Raw genomic sequence first — 23,083 nt, forward strand, 5'->3', positions numbered from 1 at the left:
GCCAAGAGAAACATCATCTAAAGCGCCGGCGCATAAATATTACCAATGCATGACCAACGCGCCGGAACGTCAACAGCATTCTAGCCGGCAGCGCGCTGTTCCAAAATTTCTACCGCAGGCAATGTCCGACCTTCCAAAAATTCCAGAAAAGCGCCGCCGCCGGTCGAGATGTAACCAATCTTGTCGGCAATCTGGTATTTCGCTATCGCCGCCAGCGTGTCGCCACCGCCAGCAATCGAAAAGGCTTTCGAGTTTGCTATCGCCAACGCCAGTACTTTTGTGCCTTCGCCAAACTGGTCGAATTCAAATACGCCTACGGGACCATTCCACACCACGGTACCAGCCTTCGCAATTTGCTCGGCCAATATAGCGGCTGTTTTAGGCCCGATATCCAGAATCATATCGTCATCTTCAACGTCTTTAACGTCTTTTACAACGGCAGTTGCTGCCGCCGAAAATTCTTTAGAGCACACGACGTCAACCGGAATTGGCACCGATGCACCGCGCTGGGCCATCAGATCAATAATAGCCTTCGCATCATCGACCAAATCGACTTCTGCCAAAGATTTACCGATTTTGAAGCCAGCTGCCAGCAAAAACGTGTTCGCAATGCCACCGCCAACGATAAGATTATCGACCTTATCCGACAACGCTTTGAGTATAGTCAGTTTGCTCGACACTTTAGAGCCAGCGACAATCGCCACCAAAGGACGAGCGGGTTGATTGAGTGCCTTGCCAAGCGCGTCCAGTTCTGCAGCTAGCAAAGGGCCAGCGCAGGCAATTGGTGCAAATTTGGCGATTCCGTGCGTTGTTGCTTCAGCCCGGTGCGAGGTACCAAATGCATCGTTGACGTAAATGTCACAAAGGGCGGCCATCTTTTGCGCCAACGCGTCGTCATTCTTTTTTTCGCCTTTATTGACCCGGCAATTTTCTAGCAATACAACCTGACCCTGCGCCACTTCAACACCGTCAACCCAGTTTTGACGCAATTCGACAGGCTGATCTAATAGTTCCGCCATACGGGCAGCAATCGGTGCAAGCGTGTCAGCTGGCTGAAAGTCGCCCTCGGTCGGTCGCCCTAAATGAGAGGTCACCATCACCGCCGCACCAGCGTCGAGCGCCATGCGGATCGCCGGAATTGAGGCGCGAATGCGGGTATCCTCAGAAATACTACCGTTGTTATTTTGTGGCACGTTAAGGTCAGCGCGGATGAACACACGCTTTCCCTGAAGTTGGTCTTGCGCGATCAAGTCGCTCAGTCGATTAAATTTCATGTCGATCAGGCAGATGTCCGGAGGAAAAGGCGTTATTTTACCCCACTCGCCCTATCAAAAACACCGTTTTGGCTTGACTTGCCTTTGAGCATTACGATTAAGCAACATAATCCAAACCAAAATCCCCACTTGCTTTAATTACGCCGATCAAAGTGAGGTTAACAGTCACCTAACCAAGGGCTTTGCTAATATTTTCCCACCACCCCACGTTGCTACGACAATAAGGGAAGATGGCGTCGTTTCGATCAACGATGCAGGATCATCACGCCAGTCAGGAAGCGTTATCAATGTGAACAAATTAGCCCTAAACCAACTTTACCGCGTTATTTAGCGTTATCAACTTTAAAACGCCTTGGCCCCAACAATGCATTGTCACAACAAAAGAAAAGCCAAACAAAGTTGCGGCGGAACTGCGATTCTTAAGGGTGACGGTGTTCTGAATCCGTTAAAATGTTCAGACAATGTTGTTGCTTGTCGCGCTAAACACGGTTCGACAATCCCCAATGACAGAATCACCGGAGATTTCACTATGTCTATGGCAGACCGCGACGGGAAAATTTGGAAGGATGGTCAATTAATCGATTGGCGTGATGCCAATATTCACGTATTAACGCACTCGTTGCATTACGGTATGGCGGTCTTTGAGGGTGTACGTGCTTACAAGACGCCGGAAGGAACGGCGATTTTTCGGCTGAAGGAGCATACACAGCGCCTGTTGAACTCGGCTAAAATTTTTCAGATGAAGGTGCCTTACGATTTACAGACTTTAATCGACGCGCAGCTGCAAGTGGTTCGCGAAAATAAGTTGGAATCCTGCTACATGCGCCCGCTAGTCTGGATCGGCTCGGAAAAATTAGGTATCTCGGCAAAGGGCAACACTATCCATGTCGCCATCGCGGCGTGGCCATGGGGTGCGTATCTGGGTGACGATGGTTTGGCTAAAGGTATTCGCGTCAAGACATCCTCATTCAGCCGCCATCATGTCAATGTATCGCTGGTGCGGGCAAAGGCGAGCGGCTATTACATCAACTCGATCCTGGCAAATCAGGAAGCGCTGACCGATGGCTACGATGAGGCTTTACTGCTGGACACCGACGGCTATGTATCCGAAGGTTCTGGCGAGAACGTTTTTATCGTCAAGAACGGCAAAATTTATACTCCCGATCTCGCATCCTGTCTCGACGGCATCACGCGTGACGCCGTGTTGACGATGGCCCACGATAGCGGTATCGAGGTCATCGAGAAACGTATCACCCGCGATGAAGTCTATTGCAGCGACGAAGCATTCTTCACCGGCACGGCTGCCGAAATCACACCGATCCGCGAGCTGGACAACCGCACCATTGGTGAAGGCAAACGCGGTCCGATCACGGAGAAAATTCAAAGTATGTTTTTTGATGTGGTTGGGGGTAAATCGTCCAAATATAAAGAATGGCTGACGTTAGTTTAAATCAGCCCCAATAGGTAGTGTCACGTGAGAACCGACTTGTGAAGGTTAGTTGTTACGTGGCATAGCACATTATCATCACCACTTAGCAAACGGCAATCCGGAGAATTAAATGAGTACAGTAACAAACCCGCAAGCAGTCGTCGAACTCGATGCAAAAGATTTACCGGCACATTGCCCGAACCCGCTGATGCCGATATGGTCTTCACATCCCCGGGTCTTTTTGGATATGAGTAAAACCGGAAGTGCCAAATGTCCATATTGCGGCACAAATTATGCAATGAAGGCTGGCGCTGTCATTAAAGGTCACTAAAAAGATCACTAAAGGCATATCAGATGTAGACCGTTAAAAATCACGAATGACAACGCACTGATAAAGATTAACGGACGGCATTTTCGGTCGTTATTTGGAGTCTGATTTATGTTGTAACAGGAGTAAGCATGCCACGCGCAAAACTAATACACGGCACGGCCGATGACGCCGAAACCGCATTTTACGACGCACTGAGCCGCGCCGACATTGAGGCAATGATGGCGTTGTGGGCAGATGATGAAGAAATCGTTTGTGTCCATCCAGGCGCCCCGCGTCTGGTCGGCCACGCGGCAATTCGTGGCGCGTATGAGACCTTGTTTGAACGCGGTGGCGTGCATATCAGAGCCCGCCAAGTTCACGTCTCGCACAACATGTCTACCAGCATTCATAACCTCGTTGAAGATATAAACCGAAGCGGCGAACAAAGCCAGGAGATGCATATCCTGACCACCAACGCCTACATGAAAACGCCAAGCGGTTGGCGCATCGTATTGCACCACGCGTCGATTGCACCCGGTCAGGCACCCGAAGATATTTTGGCGGCAAACCTGCTTCATTAAAACTGCAATGCGGAGGTGAGGCCGCATGGAGTCGCGCTCGTCTGTATTCATGTCTTTCACCCGGTAGCGATCAATTTGTAAAAAACTCTGTACCTCCTAGTAATACTGATCAATCGACCTGAAAACATTTATCCAGCGTTGCAGTATCGGTCATCGCCATTCCGGTTTTTGCAGATCGGCATAGTCGCTTCGGTCAGCCCGCACAAATGTATGGATCATCAAAATTAGTCGACGGTAACGGGAACATCCGCATTGCGGTACAGTGGTGGTAGTACTAAGGAAATAACGTCATAAAATGATGTAATAACCAATATAATAAACAGTGCAATAAACCCCAAATAGCCGAGTAATCCAATACCTGGCCCGGGCTGTTGCGCAGTGTACCTATGCGCACAACTGCATGCTCACTAAAACCAGATGATATCCGCCCTTCCCTATTCCCCTTACATCGCCCCGTTATGGCTACCGGGTGGACATCTGCAAACAATCTATCCGTCGACGTGCATTGCCAAACCGGAGGTCGCTTATCGCCGCGAGCGCTGGACCGCTCCGGATGGCGATTTTATTGATATTGACTTCGTTGACGGACAGCCGGGCAAACCCATGATCGTCATGTTTCATGGTCTGGAGGGCTCGTCCGCCAGCCATTACTCGCGCGCGATGATGGCTTATGCGGCTTCTCTTGGCTGGTCCGGCGCGGCCCCGCATTTTCGCGGCTGTTCAGGTGAAATTAATCTAGCCCCACGCTTTTATCACTCCGGCGATACGGCAGAAGTAGATTGGATATTGCGACGATTAGCTGACTCACGTTCACAAAAAAAATTCAGCAAACTCTACGCGACGGGCGCTTCTATGGGCGGCAATGCATTACTTTGCTGGCTTGGCGAATCACAACAACAGGCCAACCTGATTGATGCTGCTTGCGCTATTTCAGCGCCACTTGATCTGGCGGGCGGTGGAAACGCGTTATCGCAGGGCTTTAATATGCTTTATACACGTGTTTTTCTGCGCACCATGAAAACTAAAGCGCTTGATAAGCTGGCGCAATTTCCAAGTTTATTTGATCGTGAACGCATGCTTAGCGCTACTAATTTGCATGCGTTCGATAACGTCGTCACCGCGCCGTTACACGGGTTTCGTGATGCAGACGATTATTGGAATCGGGCTAGTGCAAAGCATGTTTTGAGCGACATTGTCGTACCAACGTTGATACTCAATGCCCAGAATGACCCATTTCTTCCGCCGCGCCATTTGCCGCGCAGCGCAGCTTCTAGCGTCACGTTAGAATATCCGGCACAAGGTGGACACGTGGGCTTTCCGGTAGGTTCTCTACCGGGCCGCGTCGACTGGTTACCGCGGCGCGTTGTACAATTTCTATTGACCGCGTAGGACGATCTTTAAAAGCCTGATACACGAATCAATCTCGCATTTCCGATGCTCACCCACCTGTGGTCGCACCGATAACGCACGGATAATTTCTCAAGACGATTCTGGCTTTGAGCATCAAGCGCGCTTACTATGGTTTTTAGGGCGCACTTAGCGCTCTCTTAAGAAGCTGAAAAGTATACTATTAACATGCGACAGATCGATAAAGGACCGCATCAACATGGATGACATCGTCAAAAAAGCAATGCAAAAATGGCCCGATGTGCCAGCGTGTTTCGGCTGGTTGGCACTCGATGCACGCGGTGCCTGGCGCATGCGTGATGAAGAAACGCAACGACATGATTTGCCCGGCAACAAGATTATGCACACCGCTTTGTGCGCCTTCATCAACCGTAATTACAGCATCGACGCGCTAGGGCGCGGATATTTTCAAAATGGTCCGCAATGCGTCTATGTGGATCTGGCGCTGACGCCTTACATAGCGCACACCGATCCTGCGCTGGGGATCGTACTGCAGACCGGAGAAGTGTTGACCGAGATTGATCAGGTTTTGCTCACCGAGCAAGGGCAACCACTATTTGTAGCCGGCAACAAGGTCTCAGCGCTCGATGACCGTGACATCGCCGACTGGATGACCGGCTTGCGCATGAATGGGCTAGCGGTTGCTGACGAACGCCTGCTGGAATGGATTGCCTCTTCAGCAGACCAAGCCACGCTGATTTGGCAGATTGCAGAAAAAACTTTTAACGTCGAGCGGACTTCAACGGCTGAATTACCTGGCAAATTCAAGTTTGAGCAACGGCCGCGCCAGCTGGAATAACCACAATCCAACTCGGCATCACGGGTGTCACCGATTTTTTGTATCTTCCTGCTCATCTTTCCAGCGTTCCTTCAATTCTCGGTAACGAGCATCAATCACCGCTTGCTCATAAAATTGCGCGTCCGGTGCTTTGCGCGCTATCTCCAACTGAATAATTGCTGCAGGCAGACTGCCGGTTAATGCATACGACTCAGCCAGCGCCATGTGTTGCAGCGCTTGCTTACCCTGTGCAGCGTATGCCTTGGCCAATAGATCCTGTATCTCCGCGTCCTGACGATAAAGCTGCGATTGCTCTCTTAGATAAGCGGCGGCCTCAGCCAACTGCTTATCAGCGATCAACGCGTTCGCATACTGATAAGCCATGCTACGCGCTAGCGGGAACTCATCCATTGCGGTAGCAATCAATTTCAACGCCTGCGCTGTACGGTTCGATGCCAACTTAATCTCGATATCAAGGTCGCTCAATGCAAGGCTCGATTTCGCAGGTGCTGCCGACGCGCTCGCTTCCGTTAAAAGACGTTCCGCTTTATCGTACGCATTCTGTTTAAACGCAATAAAAGCCAAACCGTATTTAGCAGCGACGGTTTGCTGCTTTACATGCAATCTAAGCTGATTTTCAAACACTAAATGCGCATCTCGCAGGCCTTTTTCGGAAGTATCCTGCAACACGCGCACGCGTGCGCGTATCAACTGAAAATCCAGACTGTCCGCGTGCTGTCTATAACGTTGATCCCTTATTCTGGCCTCAATATCGGCGATCCTTTCCGTAGTTAAAGGATGGGTCAACAAGTATGCGGGTACGGCATCCGAATAGTTTCTGGATGCTGATTGCAGCCGACCAAAAAAAGCCACCATTCCTGAAGTCTCAAAACCACTCTCCCCCAAAATCGCTAAGCCGATTCGATCCGCTTCACGCTCGGCATCACGGCTAAAACTGAGTTGTCGCTGCATCGCAAAACCAGTACCGCCCATCATGATCGCAGCGCCAGCATCGCCGCTGCCGCGTAAAACCAACGCACCCAGCAACATCGAGGCTAATGCAATCATTGAATCGTTCTTTTGCTGGCCCAGCATGCGCGCCAGATGACGCTGCGTAACGTGCCCTATTTCATGCGCAAGCACTGCAGCCAATTCCGACTCACTCTGCGCGGCCAATATCAAGCCGGAATGCACGCCGATAAATCCACCCGGCAATGCAAAAGCATTTAAAACCGGGTCTCGCACCGCAAAAAAGAAGAAATCAAAATTTGCTTCACCGCGCACGTCAGGTCGCGCCAATACCAACTTGTTTCCGAAATTATTCAAATACTCGAGCAGCGGCCCATCGTTCATATAATCACGGTCACGACGGATATCCCGCATGACTTCTTCGCCCAATTTGCGCTCCATCAACGGCGACAGCGTAGACCGGTCAGCATCGCCCAATACGGGTAAATTTTGTGCCGCAACAAACGCAGGTGCGAACAATAGCAACAGCGCCCTACTCACCGAGGTTGAACCCAATAAAAAGAATCGGCGTGGGCGCGCGTTAAGGTAAAAAGAACGTATTGACAATGAACAACTCCTGACATCGGAACAAAAAATTTTCAGCGATTAAATAAGGGAAGGATAAAATATAAAAACCACGGTGCTATGATACCGACAGAGAATTTTTGTTCCCTATCGGTAATCCCAATCCAACATGACACACTCAGTTCAATCGGCACTTTTATTATTACTGTATTAAAGCGCAAGCTTAAAGCGCGATTTTTATAATCGCCTTTAAATAACAATTATTACACGCAGGATGACCGTCAACAGACCGCCTCGCGACTTACGAAACTATCAACCCATGACACATAAAACGTCCCCAGATTCTTCTTTAACCCACTTTGATCAAAGCGGTCAGGCGCACATGGTCGATGTCGGCGCGAAGCAAGACACGCATCGCATCGCCATCGCCGGTGGCACCATCCGCATGCAGGCGGAAACATTGGCGCTCATTACGTCCGGGAGCGCCAAGAAAGGTGACGTCCTCGGGATCGCCCGCATTGCCGCCATTATGGCCACCAAACGCACCAGTGACCTGATACCGCTGTGCCATCCACTAGCACTGACGCGAGTCACGGTCGATTTTTCTATCGATGTTCCACTGTCCAGTATTCGTTGCACCGTGCAGGCAGAAACAATCGGCAAAACCGGCGTCGAAATGGAAGCGCTGACCGCTGTTCAAATCGGGCTGCTGACAATTTACGACATGTGTAAGGCGGTCGATCGAGGGATGATCATTTCAGATGTTCGGGTTCTGGAAAAGCACGGTGGGAAGTCGGGGGATTGGTCGGCTGCGCAATCGGAAGGTCACCCAATTACTACATGAGATATTCATTATGCAGCGCACCAACTACAACGCGGTACTTGGTACTTGGTACTTGGTACTTGGTACTTGGTACTTGGTACTTGGTACTTGGCACTTGCTTCAGCGTCAGCGCCATTGCCATTGCCACACTTCAACCATTTTGGCTTTTCTAAACGATCGAGGATTTTATTAAGATGGGCGCAGCTTGGTTTCGGTCAAGCTGCGCCTGCTTTAGACACCTCATTTTGGACTATGTTAATTGCTAGACAGCATATTAATTTCTCATAAGAAATAAAGATGTAAATTATCAAAGGCGTTTTCGATAATTCTTTACTCGCAGCAACCCTCTTCGACTCTTTTGTAGCCCACGGTATTAACGCACCAATAAATACAAGGTCAAGCCAATAAGGATCACATCTGCACTTTTTTGGACTTTTGCGACCATCTTTAAGATAAAAAATCACTCAGATCCCGCATAAAAAAAGGAGAAAATCGGGACATAAAATAAGCCCATAAACTTGCTTGTGGTTTCATTTTTCCGACCTATAATTTTTTCTATGCTTTAAACTGGTCGTTGATGCGCCATGCATCACTAGGCCTTCCGCTCATTCGCGTGATGAAACTCTGGAGAAGATATGCTAACGACAACTTATGCTTTTCTCAGTCTTTCGATGGAGCAAAAGAGACTGCATTTTATGTTGTCCGCTGCACAACAACTACTGCAGATCAATGCAGACCGCCAGCGTCTTGACGTTGCCACGCGCAAATCTGTCATCAAGCAATTCTCCAGACTTGCCGCTGGATGTCGCAAGCGCAAAATTGAGACATACGTCATCCCCGCAATCCAGAGTGTCACGCATCAAGCTGATCGCCGCTTATCCGAGATGGAATCATCTAAGGTGATTGGAAGGAAGATACTCGATGAAGTGAAAGCTTGGGCCAAAGTCAGCTCCGAGAGAAGTTCCAACGATACGACTGAGTTGTATTCTTCCATTGAGCGCTCTTGCAACAACTTGCTGAAACGACTCGCGATGGAAGAGGAGGAATTACTACCCTTGGCGCAGCGCATCATATCTAACGACGAATGGTTTGCGATGGGCGCCCATTTTTTGGCAACCGATATACCAAAAAAAATGCGTCGTCAAACTAACCATATCAAACCTACCAAAGTGGAGTCCCGTAACGTCATATTATCGGATCCGCTTATTTCGCTGGTCGTGAGCGGATATGCGTATTCGCAATAATTTGCGCCTCACGTAGTCTGCCGAACGAGTAAATACATCCAACACCGGAATTCTTTACATCCTATCTACTATTAAGGAGCAGGTCATGCTTACTATTCCCGAACAGGTTTCCGCGACCATCAAAGCACATGCTGAAGCGCAGCACGCTATAGCATCGACCTTAAGCGACAAATTAAACGAGCGTATTGAGGAACTGACAAGGCTCAATATGGATGTCATCAAAGCGACTCTGGCAGAATCGATGGTTTTTGCCAAGGAGCTTATGGATGCGAAAAATTCGCAGGATTTTTTTTCCATCAGCGCCTCGCACAATCAGCGCGAAATGCAAAGCGCAACTTATTACGCTAACGAAGCAATGCGTATTGCTTCTGCCACTAAGGATGCATGTAATAAGGCGATTGCTTCAAACATCGCTGAAGCGAGCCGTCATGGCTCGGGGCTGTTGACAGAGCTCACCAAAAATATACCTTCTACCGCTGAACAGGTGGTCGATATCGTCAAAAGCACGTGGCAGTCGTCAAGCGACGCCATTCTGAAAACTATTAATGAGCGCCCAGAGACACCGGACAAGCAACAGCAAAAAGATGCTTCAACTCCAACTTCAAGCAGTCAGGCAGTCAGGCAGGGCGCAAAAATAACGCAGATCAAACAGCCAGGACGACACATTAATCGTATCGCCAGCTTGTTAAACGTTTCAAAATAGCGATGCATTGACGTCGATTTGACGCGAGTGCATCGCGCCTCAACCTACTCCGGCAGTTCGGTATGCGCGCGTGGTCGTCATTGTCTGATTGTGTCCGCGCGGGAATCTGTTGGCGTGACCATTAGCGACTTTAGATTTTGCAGCACATCAATAATTGGCTTTGATCCAACCCTCGCTGCAATAGCGAAGGCGAAGAGCCTTTCTCACCCTTTAAAATGCCCCACCCATATCTCAGTAAAGCGGATAATGATTTCAGGCAGCCTAAAGAACGGCAAAACTGACATCACACCGCGGAGAGCGAATGAAGTTAACTTATTGGGTAGCTGAAAATATAGATGGTGATAAAACCGACTCAATTATTGCAAGGACCAAGCATGACTGCGAACAAAACGTCATCGCTTACGCCACCTCCGGAGAATATCGCCAGCCAGTAAAAAAATCGTTCTTATACAACGATGCATTTGATCTGTTTGAATTGGCGACGGGAAAAGATGGTGGAAGGGGAATGGGATAACGATCTCTTTTCTTGCAATCCGCTATCGTCCTCCTGAAATGAGAGCGGCCTGAGATTAAACGTATTCTAGCCAACCTCGTTATGTAAATATCTTTCTTTGCGTCCGGTTATTCGGACAAAAAGAAAGATTATGCGATGCGGTTATTGGCGCATTAAAGATGTTTTTTCCATATTTATTTGGTATAAATATAATTATATTTGCGATTTATTCCCATAGGACACGATCATGTGTCGCGCCAAAGCTGTCAACCGAATATCGTTAGCAGCGTTTTTAAGTCAGGCCGCTGTTGATGCGGATTGTGATTTCCCACTTTTCGAAGGATTGAAAATGAAAAAACTACTTGCCGTTGCTGCGTTAATCCTGGCTTTTTCACCGTTTGCGCAAGCGCAGGGCTTATCCGACCATCCAGACGCGCGTAATGATCGCCGTATGGAGTCAGAGCATGCGGCAGCAGTACAGCGCCACCATGCCGTTCAAAAGCGGATGAAGATGAAGCACCATCGCCACATGGAACATAAAATGTAATTTGTCTGAAAATGTTCTGACTTATAAGCTTGGGCGGTTAGTTTGATGCCTTTCCCGATAGAGCGACATGGTCGTCCATCGGCTTAGAGGATGGTATTCAGTGCTTAGTACCGCCGCTCACGCTTGAAATACAAATGATATTTAATACATTTTTTTGATACGAAGTTACGCTTGTTAAGATGACTTAAGCACGTCACCTCGCGTACTTCTTCTCGGCCAAGCCGCATCGGTCACTCTCCGTCCCTCTGCGCAGTATTTTCGACACGATATTGTGCCAACATCTTAACTACCACTCCTCTTCCTCGAAGTTTGACATGCGGTTTTAACAGTGATGGATCCAATTTTTCCGCGGAAAATGGCATAATTCACGCTGGAAAATCGTTAAGTGTGGCAACAAATGACTATTGAACTGGAAAAAGAAACACGTCACGAGGCGATTAAATCAATTGAACGTTATTTCGACGAACACATGGAAGAGTCAATCGGGAATCTTCAAGCGGGTGCATTACTGGCTTTCATACTCGATGAGATAGGACCATCCATTTATAACAAGGCAGTTCGGGACGCGCAAGATCAACTTCAGCAACGCGTTCTGGAGCTAGATATTGACGTGCATGAAGACGAGTTTGGCTACTGGGGCGAACACAAACGAGCACGCTAAATGAAGCGCAAAACAACGCGCTTCCGATTATCGATTAGCAGCCTGAGCGCCCGCGGTCCGAAAACGTGGTTCCCTCAAACCGGGCACATCTACCTGCATAGCAAAGACGCCGCCGGATTGCGGGTGTTGCAGCAACTCAGCGTCGGGACGACCCTGGCTCGCGCTGGTAACGTATAAGGTCCTTAAATCGTCGCCGCCAAACGCGCACATGGTCGGACAAAGCACTGGCAACGGATAGGTCTCCACAATATCTCCCGCAGGAGAAATCCGCACTACCCGACCACCTTCATATAGCGCACTCCAATAGTAACCCTCGCTGTCTATCGCAGCGCCATCAGGACGTCCCCGATCGGTGGCTGAAGGTGTAAATTGCACCCATACTTCCCTGCTCCCGACCGCGCCACTAGCGGCGTCGTAGGAATGCCTGTAGATCACAAAATTTGGCGTATCCGAGTGATAAATCCAGCGTTGATCAGGGCTGAACGCAAGACCATTCGATGTAAGTATACCGGCGTCCATTACGGCCAGACCGCGTGTATCGAAGCGATATAAATGGGCGTTGTTACCCGCTTTCGGCTCATCCAATGTACCCGCCCAGAACCGGCCTTCACTATCGCAACGTCCGTCGTTGAAGCGGCTATGGGCCTGATCTTCAGGGTTATCGGCCAGCTTTGTGACTTGCCTCCCTTCTGCGTTTAATAACCAGATTCCCGAGCGCATACCGGCTACAAATCCACCATCATCTGCCAGCGAGAAACAACCAATATGCTCTGCGACCGGCAAGGTTTGATGTTCACCACTGGTCGGGCTAAAAAAATGGATCGCTGGTGCCAGAATATCGACCCAGTATAAGCGTTGGGTCATTTCATCCCAACGCGGGCACTCACCTAACTTTGCAGGCACACTGATGACGCAGGTAAAGTTGCTCATGATATTACTCCTTCTTTTTGTCTTGACGCGTTACTGGAGAAGCGATTTCGGCACTAATATTTTTTTGCACGGCTTCCATTATTTTGGTCGCGACGATGATTGTGGCGTTCAGCAAAAACATTGAGAACTACCCTAACGATTTGTTTGCGTTTGTCTAAGCTTGCCGAGCTTAAGCTTGGACACGAACGTCCGCCTCAAGCACTGGCAATTTCCGGCAAAACCAAAAGAATGCGCAGACTTGCACCGCCAAAGCGATCAACCAACTGGCTTGATGCGCCCTGACAGCATAACTTCCATCTTCATGCGGCCACGCATTTAGCAATAAACCAAACCCGTATTGCACGATAAAAGCACCAACAAACATGACCAGTGTCAGCCCCGTGCTGACGCGCCCGGCAAGATGTCCGTGAAATTCTTTAGTTAACGATGCGTACGTCAGTACGCCTGCCGTACCGGTCATACCGTAGAAGCCCCATAACAGCCAAAGAGGAACTGGCGCACCCAATACAATCAGTAACTGCGACACCATGAATAACAACATGCCCGCACCAGCGGTCGCATGAATGGAAATACCATTTTTTTGCAGGCGGCGCGCCAGCAATCCAAACCCTGCAGCACCGATCACCATCGCTAACCCAATTACCGTTACAAGGGCTGCGGCTGCGGCTGGAGACTGATGCGAGACATCACGCAAGTAAGGACCAGCCCATAAACCTTGAACGCCCAAAAATACACCCTGACTAATCATCACTAAAGGTGCTGTACGCAAAAACAGTGCACTCCGAAAAATATCGCGTACCCCGCGCACTTGCGAGGACAAGGTACTTTTAGGATGCCGATTGTCTTTTTCAGGAACCAGAAATAATAAAGCCAACACAATTACGCCAACTCCGACAGCAATGATGACGAACAACATGCGCCAGCTTGTCACGCTCAGCGCCAAAGTGACAGGCGTGCCAGTCACCATCGCACCAAGGCCACCGATGGCATATAACGCGCCGTTCATCATCGGCAATTGCTCATGATGAAACCAAGCAATAATCGCCTTAAGGCCAGCCATCATGCAGGCTGAAGTCCCCATGCCCAACAAAAACCTACCAATCAGCAACGACCCAAAGCTATGCGCATTTGCTGAAACAAGCGCACCCAATGCCGCCACGAGTAGCAGTGCTGCGAGCACCTTGCGAGGACCAAAACGGTCGAGAAAAATACCCAGTGGCAATTGGCAACCAGCAAATGCGAAAAAATACAGGCTCGTCAACAAACCCAGTTGCGCTGGCGACAATCCAAGTTCGCTGCTCAACAATGGTCCAAGCGGTAAATTAATACCCCGCACCAGGTAAGACACAAAATAACCTAATGAAAATATGGCGAAAATACGTAATGAAAGCTTCATGCACAGTATCCGAAAAGGAGGAGATAGCGTCATGGTACGCAGCTAACGCTGCAAACACCAACGAAGTGTTTTATCCTTATATGTGAATAAAAATAACAGATAAAGTAATCCCAATGTTTGAATCCTTGCCATCGCTACAAACTTTGCGTGCCTTTGAGGCAGCTGCGCCGTGGGGAAACTATACCCGGGCCAGCGAAGAATTGCGCGTGGCACATAGCGCGGTCAGCCCTCAAATTCGGCCACTTGAAGAAAGCGTTGGTCGCACATTATTCCTGCGCCAAGGTCGGCTTATGTTCGACGATCCGATGCATCTGCTCGAAGCTGCCGCTGTGAATCAGGGGATCACACTGGCACGCTCATGTCTCGTCCATTACCATCTAGCCAGCGGTCGCCTGGTGCGGTTATTTGCCGTCGGCAGCCAATTTGATATACAGGCTCCGGCGCGTGGTGCTTATTTTGCAGTATGGCCCCGCCACTCTGCCAAAATAGCATCGTTAGTTTTATTGCGCGCATGGTTGCACCAAATCATTGGCAATGCGCATGCCGGCGCAGCATTAGCCGAGGTCGTTCCGTTATAAAATTTTAGCTATGAAAGCTTATCTATAAACTTCAGCCAAAAACAACAGATTGAAAGTAATCCTCGTATGCCAACTATCACTTCATTGAGTATTTATCCGATCAAATCCTGCGCTGGCATCGTATTGACGGAGGCGACCGTCACGCCCGCAGGCTTGCGATATGCGCAGGCGAGCGATCGCGAATGGATGGTGGTGGACTTGGCCGGGCAATTTTTAACCCAGCGCGAGATACCGCAGATGGCATTAATCGTACCTAGTCTATACTCACACGGTATGCGTGTGACAGCGCCGGGAATGCAGACGCTGAATGTGCCGCACGCGGTGGTTGATTCGGGAGCCGAGTCGACTCTACCAATGCCGACCTCACTAACGGTCACTGTCTGGGACGATAGCCTGAGCGCACAGGACTGTGGCGACGTTATTGCTAACTGGTTTTCTGAAGCAGTTGGCATCCCTTGTCGATTGGTGCATTTTGATCCAGCCATTAAACGTCTGGCGAGCAAAAAATGGACCGGGGGACGAGAGGTGCCGACGCTGTTTTCTGATGGCTATCCCATCCTCCTGATATCACAAGCGTCACTGGATGATTTAAATCAAAAATTACGGATTACGGGACGCGTTGCGCTACCGATGAATCGCTTTCGACCTAACATTGTGATTGATGGCGTGGAGCCATTTGAAGAAGATTTTGTCGAGACTTTCAGCATCGACAAAATACGCTTGCAACCCGTAAAACCTTGCCCGCGCTGCCCTATCCCATCAGTAGACCAGGCCACCGGCAAACCCGGACCTGACCCAATCGATATTTTGCAAACTTATCGCGCAAATCCAAAAGTTGATGGCGGCATTACCTTTGGCATGAACACCATTTTGCTAGAGGGAGAGGGGGAAGTGTTGCGAGTCGGACAGGAAATTGAGATTGAATTGGCATTTTGACGGCGTCCGCAGCTGACATGCCGGACCCGACATTTGACCTCACAGTGTAAATCTCTTAACAAATTAAGCATTTGCGTTGAGGCTTTACACAAAATCGCCCTAATAACGGGCTTGCAAAAGATGCCGAAGAGAACAGTATTCAAGGTCGGGAATAGGCTGGCCCACATAGCTGAATAGGAAAACCAAACACCACTGCGGCAGTTACGAAAGGCCGACTTTCAGCTCAGCCTGCAAGCGCTCGTATTTCGCTTGCAGTAGCTCCTTGCTTTCATGCCATGCGGGATCGAGAGGAATGCAACTCACAGGACAAACCTGCTGGCATTGCGGCTCGTTAAAATGCCCGACGCACTCGGTGCATTTATGCGGATCGATTTCGTAAATCAACGGCCCCATATAAATCGCGCCGTTCGGGCACTCTGGCTCGCATACGTCGCAATTAATACAATCATCAGTAATAATTAATGCCATGAATTGCTCTATTCAGTCTTGCGCGGCCAAACGCCGCCATGACCCCTATTTTATACTTTACCTTGCTGAACCGCAGCCTGCGCAGTCAATTTTTCCTTTAACCACTTTTCAACCGATGGGAAAACGAATTTAGACACATCGCCACCCAGCGTTGCAATTTCCCGCACGATCGTGCCCGAAATAAACTGGTATTGATCCGATGGCGTCAAAAACAAGGTTTCTACATCTGGCAGCAAGTAGCGGTTCATCCCGGCCATCTGAAATTCAAACTCAAAATCCGACACAGCACGCAGACCACGCATGATGACGTTGGCATCATGCTGACGCACAAAGTCTTTAAGCAGTCCGGAGAAGCTTTCCACCTGTACATTCGGGTAATGTCCCAACACTTCATTGGCGATCGATAAGCGCTCTTCCAAAGAGAAGAAAGGCTTTTTGCTTTTGCTGTCAGCGACGCCGACTACCAACTTATCAAATAATCCCGATGCGCGGCGCACTAAATCTTCATGACCACGCGTTAGTGGATCGAATGTTCCTGGATATACAGCTGTGACCATCTTGTTTCCTCTCAAGTGCCCCAATCAGAGCGCGCATTATGCCTGATAAATACGCAAATTTAGCGTTGCTGTCGTTGCAACAAATGATAGAACACTATTCCTGCCTTGTCAGCACGCACCACTTGCCAACCCGACATCCATTCTGGCGAGGCTGTTCCGTCCGCTTCCACTAGCGAACATTCCGCCTCAACATATATCAGACCGCCCTCTGTAAGCAAGCGTTCACATAGAGGCAGTGTTTTGCCCAGCCAACCCTGATGATACGGTGGATCGAGAAAAATCAGGTTAAAACGCGGTTTTTCAGTGCTACTCTCGACATCAGTTAGCGGCTTTGCGATCAACGTTTGCAAAAAAGTCGAGGCATCTGCGCGTTGGATTGTTACCACACTTGCATCTAATTTTAACTTGGTCGCCTCTAATTGACGCACCGCCGGGGTGTTATGCTCCACCATCATGACCGCTGCGGCACCACGACTCGCTGCTTCAAAACCCAAAACGCCGGTACCTGCGAATAAATCGAGGCAACGGATCTCGGACCAACGGCCATCTAGTATATGCGTCAACCAGTTAAATACTGTTTCGCGTACCCGATCGGGGGTCGGCCGCAATCCCTCGCTATCGATCACAGCCAAGGGCGTACGCTTCCATTGGCCGCCGATGATGCGTACCTGACGCGCTTGAACCGGTGGTTGACGATGCACCGGAGCTGGTCTTTTACTTTGCTTCATTTGCTTTCTTCGCTGGTTGGACTGCAAGCCATGTTGAATTCGATGGGCATTGCTCTGATAGAATGCCGGGATTGTACCTTGCGATTAATTTCTGCGCGGTGTGTCGTTACTGCCGCCGCACTGCCCCTATTTGAATGCCTTTCTGACCCCAGGCCACTGATGTTTAGTTTCTTCAAGAAAAAACCCAAAGTTGACGTCGATTCATTGCCTGAGTTGCAACCTCATGCGCCAGCACCTTTGCCGGACCCATCGCAAACAGACATTTCCGAACCGATCTCTCAACAAATTGACATTCCGCCCTCAGAGGAAGTGCCAATAGTTGCGCCCAAGCGCTCATGGCTGGATCGCCTCACTAATAAAGCGGTTGATCCAGAACAAGTTGTTGCGTCAGAGCCATCATCGACGCCAACAGAATTCATCTCTTCGAAAGAGGGTGAGGCGCTCCCTTCTGATGCGGTCGATACGATTGAAAAGTCTATTCAAGCAGACTTGATTCTGCCGACCGTTAAAACAAAGCCGGACGCACCGACGATCAGCACTGCGCCCGTCATACCAGCCAAACCGGACCCGATCTTTGTCTCGCCAGCGCCGCAAGATGCCGTCGCTGCAACGACAGCATATCAGGAAGAATACGAGGAAGAGTTCATCGTTCCCGCGGCTGTTGCTGCCGAACAGAAGCGCTCATGGATCACCCGCTTAAAAAGCGGCCTATCGAAAACGTCTTCCAATCTCACCACATTATTCGTCGGCGCAAAAATCGATGATGACCTGTACGAAGAGTTGGAATCCGCGCTTTTGGTCTCCGATGCAGGCGTCGAAGCGACCCACTTTGTGTTGAAGGCACTGAAGAAAACGGTTAAGGATGAACGCCTGACCGAAGCCCTTCAAGTCAAAGCCGCGTTGCGCTCTATTTTGATTTCTATGCTGAAGCCGCTGCAAAAGCCGATGGAAATCGGTAAACATCAACCTCTGGTGATGATGATAGCGGGCGTCAACGGCGCTGGCAAAACCACCACAATAGGCAAGCTCGCCAAACATTTGCAAGCACATAAGCAATCGGTTTTGCTGGCCGCAGGCGACACCTTTCGCGCTGCTGCCCGCGAGCAGCTAACCATCTGGGGCGAACGCAATAATGTCAGCGTTATCGCGCAGGAATCCGGCGATCCGGCAGCGGTGGCTTTTGATGCAGTGCATTCAGCACAGGCACGCGGAACCAATGTTGTGATGATCGATACAGCGGGCCGTCTACCGACCCAGCTACATCTGATGGATGAGTTGAAAAAAGTAAAACGAGTTATCGCCAAGGGGATGGCATCTGCTCCGCACGAAATTCTATTGGTGATTGATGGCAATACCGGTCAAAACGCACTGGCGCAAGTCAAAGCCTTCGATGATGCACTTGGCCTGACCGGTCTGGTTATCACGAAGCTGGACGGTACCGCAAAGGGCGGCATATTGGCCGCCATAGCGATAAACCGCGCAATTCCTGTGTACTTTATCGGCGTGGGTGAGCAAATCGAGGACCTGCAACCATTTGATGCGACCGACTTTGTGGATGCATTGTTGCGCTAACGCTCTTTTATTCTGAGTTAGTTTGTGTTTGATGAACTATTTACGCATTTTTAACATATTTTTAAATAATGATTAAATTTAGCCAAGTCTCAAAACAATATGAACGCGACATTTTTGCCTTACGCGACATTACACTAACGATCAATAAAGGCGACCTGATCTTTTTGGCGGGTCCATCAGGTGCGGGTAAATCCACGTTATTAAAAATGATTGGTGCAATCGAACGGCCAAGTAGTGGCACATTGACGGTCAGTGGTCAGAACGTTGGCAAGTTAAAGGCGTCTGGCATCCCTTATCTGAGACGTAATCTTGGCTTGATTTTTCAGGAGCAACGGTTGCTGCTAGATCGCACCGTGTTGGCCAATGTGATGCTGCCTTTGCTCGTCACCGGCGCGACACGCATCGAAGCGGAAACGCGTTCGCGCGCCGCGCTCGACAAAGTTGGCCTGATCGATAAAGCCTTATCCCAGCCTCAGACGCTGTCCGGCGGCGAACAACAACGCGTGGCGATTGCCCGTGCGATCGTCAATCGACCACAAATTATTCTGGCAGACGAACCCACCGCCAACCTCGATCGCGACAACGCGGATCACGTTCTTAATGCATTGAAGTCCTTCCATGCAGCGGGTGTGACGTGCCTGATTTCAACCCATGATGAACAGTTTTTACACAGCGCCAACCATGTGATATTTCTGGATCAAGGGCAAATCGTCGACCATTGGCAAAATTCCGGGGCACGAGGCAACAAATGAAAACATGGCTACGACAGCACGTCTCGGCAATTGCCGGTGCGATTTCACATTTAGGCAAGGCGCCCGGTAGCTTCGCCATGAACGTTTTAGTGGTTGCCATTGCGCTCGCGTTACCGTTCGCTGGCTTAACACTGCTTCAAAACGTGCGTCCGGTATCCGAGCAATTAGCGGTACAGCCGGAAATCAGCGTGTTCGCTGCGATGGACATCTCGCGCGAGAAAGCCACCGCGCTGGGCGCACCTATCCGGTCTATTTTGCAGCAGCACGATAAGAACGCTAAAGTCAGATTCGTCCCACGCGAACAGGCACTGGACGACATGAAAGGCAAAACCGGTTTGGCTGACGCACTCACCACGCTCGGGCAAAATCCGCTGCCAGATGCGTACGTGTTGCAATTGTCCGGCTTTAATAATCTGACCGAGGCCAATCAGATCGACTCCATCACCACGCAATTAAAGGCGTTACCCGGAGTTGATAACGTTCAAGTCGATTCAGACTGGGTAAAACGTCTGGCGGCGTTGTTACACATTACCCGCCTGATGTTGCTATTTCTGGCCGTCACACTGGCGGTTGTGGTGGTCGCAGTCGTATTCAATACAGTTCGTTTGCAGGTCCTGACGCAACGCGAAGAAATCATCGTCGCAAAATTAGTTGGCGCGACGAATGCCTACATCCACCGCCCTTTCTATTATTCCGGCGCTTTGCTTGGCTTGTGTGCTGGCGGCGTGGCACTGGGCGGCGTCGCCTTGGGATTGCAGCCGCTCAATCAGGCCATCGCCGAATTCGCGCGACTGTACGCCTCCGAGTTTTTGTTGCTGCCGCTAGACCTCAACTTTACGGTGGCGTTACTGGCTATCAGCGCAGGCTTGGGATTAATTGGCGCGGTATTGTCGGTGCGGCGTCATTTGGCACGGTTATCTTAAACTTGGTGCAACGTGGCGCAATGTGGCATTCTGTGCGACGTTCAGTCCTTGCATCCAAGCAAACTCTTCCAATAGAATTTTATCGATTTTTAATTAAACTATTTAAATTGTGCTGCGTGAAATTCCCTCCAAAAAATAGTCACCTGCAAGAGCGCTCTTGTTAATCGGCGTACTCTGCGCTTTAGGCGCTGGATTAGTGTGGGGCATGGTGTTTGTAACGCCGTTGCTACTCGCCGACTATCCAGGCATTGTTTTGTCGCTTGGGCGTTATCTAGCGTTTGGTCTGATTGCCATTATCCCGGCGTTAGTCGACCGCAAACGCATCGGAACGCTTAGGCGGGACGATTGGTGGGCCGCGTTAAAACTTTCATTGGTCGGTAATTTGCTCTATTACGCGGCGCTGGCAACAGCCATCCAACTGGCGGATGCACCGCTGCCGACGATGATCATCGGCACCCTTCCCGTCGTCATTTCAGTATGTTCAAATTGGTCACCCGGACATGGTGCGGACAGCGTCGCGTGGCGTCTCCTATTGCCCTCCGTCGCCATCATTCTGATCGGCTTGCTGTGTGTCAATAGCGCAGAATTAGCGCACATGAAAATCGCCACCCATCACCGCTCTGTATCCGATTATGTCCTCGGTTGTCTGATCGCTATCGCCGCTGTCGCCGCCTGGACCTGGTATCCGATTGTCAATTCACGCTACCTCAAGGCGAATCCACATATCAGCTCAACAACGTGGGCATCAGCGCAGGGACTGGCCACGTTGCCACTCGCGCTGATTGGCTTTCTCGGCTATTTTGTTTATCTGAAATTATCTGGCGATCTCTACCCATTTCCGTTCGGACCGCGCCCTGGGCTATTCATCGGGCTGATGCTATTGATCGGATTTTGCGCGTCGTGGATCGGAACGCTTCTTTGGAATAAGGCAAGCCAACATTTGCCGACCACGTTGCTAGCGCAACTCATTGTTTTCGAAACCTTGGCAGCATTGCTGTATGCGTTCATACTGCGCGGCACTGCACCGAGTGCGGCAGTTATAGTGGGGATAATATTATTGGGCACGGGCGTGATTTTGGGCGTCCGGACTTTTCAGCATCAGATACCGTAAAAATGAGACACCTTTAGGTAAGGTGAACCACCCACAATTTGCCATTAATCTGATATTTACTTCGATACTTATTCTGTTAAAAATGTCTTTTAAAAATTCTTTCGCTTCATCCAGGCGTGCAGCGTATGTGTCAGTAGGTATATCGCTTATCCTATTGATCAGCGCGTGCTCGCCCACATTTAACTGGCGTCAGGTGCAAGGAAATGATGCCCCTTTTAGTGTTCTACTACCATCCAAGCCATCCACCTTTTCACGCTCGGTTGATCTGGATGGCATCAAACTGAACATGACGATGACTGCAACTGAAGTTGACGGTATCGTATTCGCTGTGGGCAGCGCAAAACTAAATGATGTTAATCAGGCAACTTCGGCAATTCAAGCGATGAAAATAGCGCTCGTCAAAAATATTAATGGTAGCGTTAAGTCCGAGTCTGCCAGCGCTGTTTCCGGTGGTCCACAGGGCAATGTGAGCAAAATTGATATCGAAGCGCTCGGTCCCCCAGAAAATAACGGTCAACCGAAAGTGCTGTTCGCCCATTTAGAAGCTAAGGGGCAATACATTTATCAGGTCATTGTGATTGGTCCGCAAAAAGCGGTATCAACCGAGAGCGTGGAAACCTTTATGCAATCATTCAAAGCTAGCTAAAGGCGCCCTGCTTGGTTTGATTGTCGTGTTGCGACACCTCAAGAAAACCAATATCATAGTATTCATACAAGACTGAATAACCTTGCTCGGATGTAACGAAAAGTCACAATAGTGGCGACGACAAGAACAAACAGGTATCCTGAAGTCGTCTTTCATCAACAATAATATATGCTGAGGCTTTATGTTAATTACCTTTAAATGCAAGGCGTCACCCGACGTCACGATGTATGAGCAACATGTTCAACGCATTTTTGAATTGCTGCACAAAGAAGCCAAAATTGGTGTCATCACCGCCGCCGAAACCGGTCATGCAGTCGAGTTGCTGCAAGGTGAAATCGCCAGAACATCGGCGCACGAAAAATCGGCCGAAGTTGAGCGCGACGTAGTCGCCCATCACGGAGAAAATGGCGATGACCACGGTCACGAAACGACAGAACGCGTGGCTTACGCAGCACGCACGCGGCCATTGCTGGATATGTTAGTGGCAGCCAACAAGGCTGGAAACGACGTACTCTGGGGTATTTGAGAACGAGAAGATTAGTCTTTTAAGCGACCAAAACTCACTTTCAACAACCGCCCACTGCCAGGCAGTATCATGGCGTTTGTTGAAATGGCACCAACATCGGTATCAATTGCATGTAAAGTCATCCCATGCACGACCAATACCAAAATAGCAAATAAGTCGCAAAAATCGGCCACTAGG

General features: G+C 49.7%; 26 protein-coding genes. 19 read left to right on the top strand and 7 right to left on the bottom strand.

Annotated features, from left to right (window positions below):
* Positions 1 to 80: 80 nt before the first annotated feature.
* A complete protein-coding gene (locus tag QN379_RS01280; protein ID WP_322235674.1) occupies positions 81 to 1,274 on the bottom strand; it encodes a phosphoglycerate kinase in 1,194 nt (397 codons plus the stop codon).
* A gap of 529 nt (positions 1,275 to 1,803) precedes the next feature.
* Between QN379_RS01280 and QN379_RS01285 the strand changes: the two genes are divergently transcribed.
* The 5 genes from QN379_RS01285 to QN379_RS01305 all read left to right on the top strand — a co-directional run bounded on the left by QN379_RS01285 (position 1,804) and on the right by QN379_RS01305 (position 5,800).
* Positions 1,804 to 2,724: a branched-chain amino acid transaminase gene (locus QN379_RS01285; protein WP_322235672.1), complete on the top strand. Its 921-nt coding sequence runs from the start codon at positions 1,804 to 1,806 to the stop codon at positions 2,722 to 2,724.
* A gap of 109 nt (positions 2,725 to 2,833) precedes the next feature.
* Positions 2,834 to 3,034, top strand: coding sequence for a zinc-finger domain-containing protein (locus QN379_RS01290; RefSeq protein WP_322235670.1), 201 nt, complete (start codon positions 2,834 to 2,836; stop codon positions 3,032 to 3,034).
* Between the two features lie 128 nt (positions 3,035 to 3,162).
* The gene (locus QN379_RS01295) at positions 3,163 to 3,594 is read left to right on the top strand and encodes a YybH family protein (protein ID WP_322235669.1); all 432 of its coding nucleotides are present in this window, start codon (positions 3,163 to 3,165) and stop codon (positions 3,592 to 3,594) included.
* Positions 3,595 to 4,011: 417 nt separating this feature from the next.
* Positions 4,012 to 4,983: a YheT family hydrolase gene (locus QN379_RS01300; RefSeq protein WP_322235667.1), complete on the top strand. Its 972-nt coding sequence runs from the start codon at positions 4,012 to 4,014 to the stop codon at positions 4,981 to 4,983.
* Between the two features lie 217 nt (positions 4,984 to 5,200).
* Positions 5,201 to 5,800, top strand: coding sequence for a DUF2946 family protein (locus QN379_RS01305; protein WP_322235665.1), 600 nt, complete (start codon positions 5,201 to 5,203; stop codon positions 5,798 to 5,800).
* Between the two features lie 27 nt (positions 5,801 to 5,827).
* Here the strand turns inward: QN379_RS01305 and QN379_RS01310 are convergent, their stop codons facing one another.
* Positions 5,828 to 7,348, bottom strand: coding sequence for a M48 family metalloprotease (locus tag QN379_RS01310; RefSeq protein ID WP_416348512.1), 1,521 nt, complete (start codon positions 7,346 to 7,348; stop codon positions 5,828 to 5,830).
* A gap of 283 nt (positions 7,349 to 7,631) precedes the next feature.
* Between QN379_RS01310 and moaC the strand changes: the two genes are divergently transcribed.
* From moaC to QN379_RS01340, 6 genes are all read left to right on the top strand, one after another.
* Complete coding sequence (gene moaC, locus QN379_RS01315; protein ID WP_322235663.1) at positions 7,632 to 8,156, top strand: cyclic pyranopterin monophosphate synthase MoaC; 525 nt, start codon at positions 7,632 to 7,634, stop codon at positions 8,154 to 8,156.
* Between the two features lie 614 nt (positions 8,157 to 8,770).
* The gene (locus tag QN379_RS01320) at positions 8,771 to 9,379 is read left to right on the top strand and encodes a hypothetical protein (protein ID WP_323505806.1); all 609 of its coding nucleotides are present in this window, start codon (positions 8,771 to 8,773) and stop codon (positions 9,377 to 9,379) included.
* Between the two features lie 85 nt (positions 9,380 to 9,464).
* Entirely contained in the window at positions 9,465 to 10,082 is a 618-nt protein-coding gene (locus QN379_RS01325) for a phasin family protein (RefSeq protein ID WP_323505807.1), read from the top strand.
* Between the two features lie 301 nt (positions 10,083 to 10,383).
* Positions 10,384 to 10,596: a hypothetical protein gene (locus QN379_RS01330; protein ID WP_322235657.1), complete on the top strand. Its 213-nt coding sequence runs from the start codon at positions 10,384 to 10,386 to the stop codon at positions 10,594 to 10,596.
* A 328-nt stretch (positions 10,597 to 10,924) separates the two neighbouring features.
* Entirely contained in the window at positions 10,925 to 11,122 is a 198-nt protein-coding gene (locus tag QN379_RS01335) for a hypothetical protein (RefSeq protein ID WP_322235656.1), read from the top strand.
* Positions 11,123 to 11,519: 397 nt separating this feature from the next.
* Positions 11,520 to 11,783 carry a DUF2164 domain-containing protein gene (locus tag QN379_RS01340; protein WP_322235654.1) on the top strand — a complete coding sequence of 88 codons (264 nt, stop codon included), beginning with the start codon at positions 11,520 to 11,522 and terminating at the stop codon, positions 11,781 to 11,783.
* A gap of 27 nt (positions 11,784 to 11,810) precedes the next feature.
* Here the strand turns inward: QN379_RS01340 and QN379_RS01345 are convergent, their stop codons facing one another.
* Positions 11,811 to 12,713, bottom strand: coding sequence for an SMP-30/gluconolactonase/LRE family protein (locus QN379_RS01345; RefSeq protein WP_322235652.1), 903 nt, complete (start codon positions 12,711 to 12,713; stop codon positions 11,811 to 11,813).
* 169 nt (positions 12,714 to 12,882) lie between these two features.
* On the bottom strand, positions 12,883 to 14,109 hold the full coding sequence (locus tag QN379_RS01350; RefSeq protein WP_323505808.1) for an MFS transporter: 1,227 nt from the start codon (positions 14,107 to 14,109) through the stop codon (positions 12,883 to 12,885).
* Positions 14,110 to 14,222: 113 nt separating this feature from the next.
* Here QN379_RS01350 and QN379_RS01355 point away from each other — a divergent pair, with 113 nt between their 5' ends.
* Together QN379_RS01355 and QN379_RS01360 are read left to right on the top strand one after the other, a co-directional pair.
* The gene (locus tag QN379_RS01355) at positions 14,223 to 14,687 is read left to right on the top strand and encodes a LysR family transcriptional regulator (protein ID WP_323505809.1); all 465 of its coding nucleotides are present in this window, start codon (positions 14,223 to 14,225) and stop codon (positions 14,685 to 14,687) included.
* 66 nt (positions 14,688 to 14,753) lie between these two features.
* Positions 14,754 to 15,623: an MOSC domain-containing protein gene (locus QN379_RS01360; protein ID WP_323505810.1), complete on the top strand. Its 870-nt coding sequence runs from the start codon at positions 14,754 to 14,756 to the stop codon at positions 15,621 to 15,623.
* A 201-nt stretch (positions 15,624 to 15,824) separates the two neighbouring features.
* On the opposite strand, the gene QN379_RS01365 is transcribed toward QN379_RS01360, so the two are convergent.
* From QN379_RS01365 to rsmD, 3 genes are read right to left on the bottom strand one after another with little or no spacing between them, the layout of a single operon-like run.
* Positions 15,825 to 16,091 (bottom strand): YfhL family 4Fe-4S dicluster ferredoxin, encoded by a 267-nt coding sequence (locus tag QN379_RS01365; protein WP_322235644.1) that lies wholly within the window; start codon positions 16,089 to 16,091, stop codon positions 15,825 to 15,827.
* A 50-nt stretch (positions 16,092 to 16,141) separates the two neighbouring features.
* On the bottom strand, positions 16,142 to 16,648 hold the full coding sequence (coaD, locus tag QN379_RS01370; protein WP_322235642.1) for a pantetheine-phosphate adenylyltransferase: 507 nt from the start codon (positions 16,646 to 16,648) through the stop codon (positions 16,142 to 16,144).
* Positions 16,649 to 16,707: 59 nt separating this feature from the next.
* Positions 16,708 to 17,376 (bottom strand): 16S rRNA (guanine(966)-N(2))-methyltransferase RsmD, encoded by a 669-nt coding sequence (gene rsmD / locus QN379_RS01375; RefSeq protein WP_322235640.1) that lies wholly within the window; start codon positions 17,374 to 17,376, stop codon positions 16,708 to 16,710.
* A gap of 645 nt (positions 17,377 to 18,021) precedes the next feature.
* Here rsmD and ftsY point away from each other — a divergent pair.
* The 6 genes from ftsY to QN379_RS01405 all read left to right on the top strand — a co-directional run bounded on the left by ftsY (position 18,022) and on the right by QN379_RS01405 (position 22,906).
* Positions 18,022 to 18,948: a signal recognition particle-docking protein FtsY gene (ftsY, locus tag QN379_RS01380; RefSeq protein ID WP_322240434.1), complete on the top strand. Its 927-nt coding sequence runs from the start codon at positions 18,022 to 18,024 to the stop codon at positions 18,946 to 18,948.
* 68 nt (positions 18,949 to 19,016) lie between these two features.
* Positions 19,017 to 19,700 carry a cell division ATP-binding protein FtsE gene (locus QN379_RS01385; protein ID WP_322235638.1) on the top strand — a complete coding sequence of 228 codons (684 nt, stop codon included), beginning with the start codon at positions 19,017 to 19,019 and terminating at the stop codon, positions 19,698 to 19,700.
* Positions 19,697 to 20,623 (top strand): permease-like cell division protein FtsX, encoded by a 927-nt coding sequence (gene ftsX, locus QN379_RS01390; RefSeq protein WP_322235636.1) that lies wholly within the window; start codon positions 19,697 to 19,699, stop codon positions 20,621 to 20,623. Before QN379_RS01385 ends, ftsX begins: the two co-directional genes overlap by 4 nt.
* A 157-nt stretch (positions 20,624 to 20,780) precedes the next feature.
* Positions 20,781 to 21,734 (top strand): DMT family transporter, encoded by a 954-nt coding sequence (locus tag QN379_RS01395; protein WP_323505811.1) that lies wholly within the window; start codon positions 20,781 to 20,783, stop codon positions 21,732 to 21,734.
* Between the two features lie 127 nt (positions 21,735 to 21,861).
* Positions 21,862 to 22,380, top strand: a complete 519-nt coding sequence (locus QN379_RS01400) for a hypothetical protein (RefSeq protein ID WP_323505812.1) — start codon at positions 21,862 to 21,864, stop codon at positions 22,378 to 22,380.
* 181 nt (positions 22,381 to 22,561) lie between these two features.
* Positions 22,562 to 22,906 (top strand): DUF1840 domain-containing protein, encoded by a 345-nt coding sequence (locus tag QN379_RS01405; RefSeq protein WP_322235631.1) that lies wholly within the window; start codon positions 22,562 to 22,564, stop codon positions 22,904 to 22,906.
* Positions 22,907 to 23,083: the final 177 nt, after the last annotated feature.

The organism is Glaciimonas sp. Gout2, assembly GCF_035018905.1.
In the GTDB taxonomy this organism is placed as follows: Bacteria; Pseudomonadota; Gammaproteobacteria; order Burkholderiales; family Burkholderiaceae_D; genus Glaciimonas.

What these genes read in the sequence shown, in the direction of transcription:
- QN379_RS01280 (WP_322235674.1), bottom strand. Translation starts at nt 1,274, where the DNA reads ATGAAATTTAATCGACTGAGCGACTTGATCGCGCAAGACCAACTTCAG.
- QN379_RS01285 (WP_322235672.1), top strand. Translation starts at nt 1,804, where the DNA reads ATGTCTATGGCAGACCGCGACGGGAAAATTTGGAAGGATGGTCAATTA.
- QN379_RS01290 (WP_322235670.1), top strand. Translation starts at nt 2,834, where the DNA reads ATGAGTACAGTAACAAACCCGCAAGCAGTCGTCGAACTCGATGCAAAA.
- QN379_RS01295 (WP_322235669.1), top strand. Translation starts at nt 3,163, where the DNA reads ATGCCACGCGCAAAACTAATACACGGCACGGCCGATGACGCCGAAACC.
- QN379_RS01300 (WP_322235667.1), top strand. Translation starts at nt 4,012, where the DNA reads ATGATATCCGCCCTTCCCTATTCCCCTTACATCGCCCCGTTATGGCTA.
- QN379_RS01305 (WP_322235665.1), top strand. Translation starts at nt 5,201, where the DNA reads ATGGATGACATCGTCAAAAAAGCAATGCAAAAATGGCCCGATGTGCCA.
- moaC (WP_322235663.1), top strand. Translation starts at nt 7,632, where the DNA reads ATGACACATAAAACGTCCCCAGATTCTTCTTTAACCCACTTTGATCAA.
- QN379_RS01320 (WP_323505806.1), top strand. Translation starts at nt 8,771, where the DNA reads ATGCTAACGACAACTTATGCTTTTCTCAGTCTTTCGATGGAGCAAAAG.
- QN379_RS01325 (WP_323505807.1), top strand. Translation starts at nt 9,465, where the DNA reads ATGCTTACTATTCCCGAACAGGTTTCCGCGACCATCAAAGCACATGCT.
- QN379_RS01330 (WP_322235657.1), top strand. Translation starts at nt 10,384, where the DNA reads ATGAAGTTAACTTATTGGGTAGCTGAAAATATAGATGGTGATAAAACC.
- QN379_RS01335 (WP_322235656.1), top strand. Translation starts at nt 10,925, where the DNA reads ATGAAAAAACTACTTGCCGTTGCTGCGTTAATCCTGGCTTTTTCACCG.
- QN379_RS01340 (WP_322235654.1), top strand. Translation starts at nt 11,520, where the DNA reads ATGACTATTGAACTGGAAAAAGAAACACGTCACGAGGCGATTAAATCA.
- QN379_RS01345 (WP_322235652.1), bottom strand. Translation starts at nt 12,713, where the DNA reads ATGAGCAACTTTACCTGCGTCATCAGTGTGCCTGCAAAGTTAGGTGAG.
- QN379_RS01350 (WP_323505808.1), bottom strand. Translation starts at nt 14,109, where the DNA reads ATGAAGCTTTCATTACGTATTTTCGCCATATTTTCATTAGGTTATTTT.
- QN379_RS01355 (WP_323505809.1), top strand. Translation starts at nt 14,223, where the DNA reads ATGTTTGAATCCTTGCCATCGCTACAAACTTTGCGTGCCTTTGAGGCA.
- QN379_RS01360 (WP_323505810.1), top strand. Translation starts at nt 14,754, where the DNA reads ATGCCAACTATCACTTCATTGAGTATTTATCCGATCAAATCCTGCGCT.
- QN379_RS01365 (WP_322235644.1), bottom strand. Translation starts at nt 16,091, where the DNA reads ATGGCATTAATTATTACTGATGATTGTATTAATTGCGACGTATGCGAG.
- coaD (WP_322235642.1), bottom strand. Translation starts at nt 16,648, where the DNA reads ATGGTCACAGCTGTATATCCAGGAACATTCGATCCACTAACGCGTGGT.
- rsmD (WP_322235640.1), bottom strand. Translation starts at nt 17,376, where the DNA reads ATGAAGCAAAGTAAAAGACCAGCTCCGGTGCATCGTCAACCACCGGTT.
- QN379_RS01385 (WP_322235638.1), top strand. Translation starts at nt 19,017, where the DNA reads ATGATTAAATTTAGCCAAGTCTCAAAACAATATGAACGCGACATTTTT.
- ftsX (WP_322235636.1), top strand. Translation starts at nt 19,697, where the DNA reads ATGAAAACATGGCTACGACAGCACGTCTCGGCAATTGCCGGTGCGATT.
- QN379_RS01405 (WP_322235631.1), top strand. Translation starts at nt 22,562, where the DNA reads ATGTTAATTACCTTTAAATGCAAGGCGTCACCCGACGTCACGATGTAT.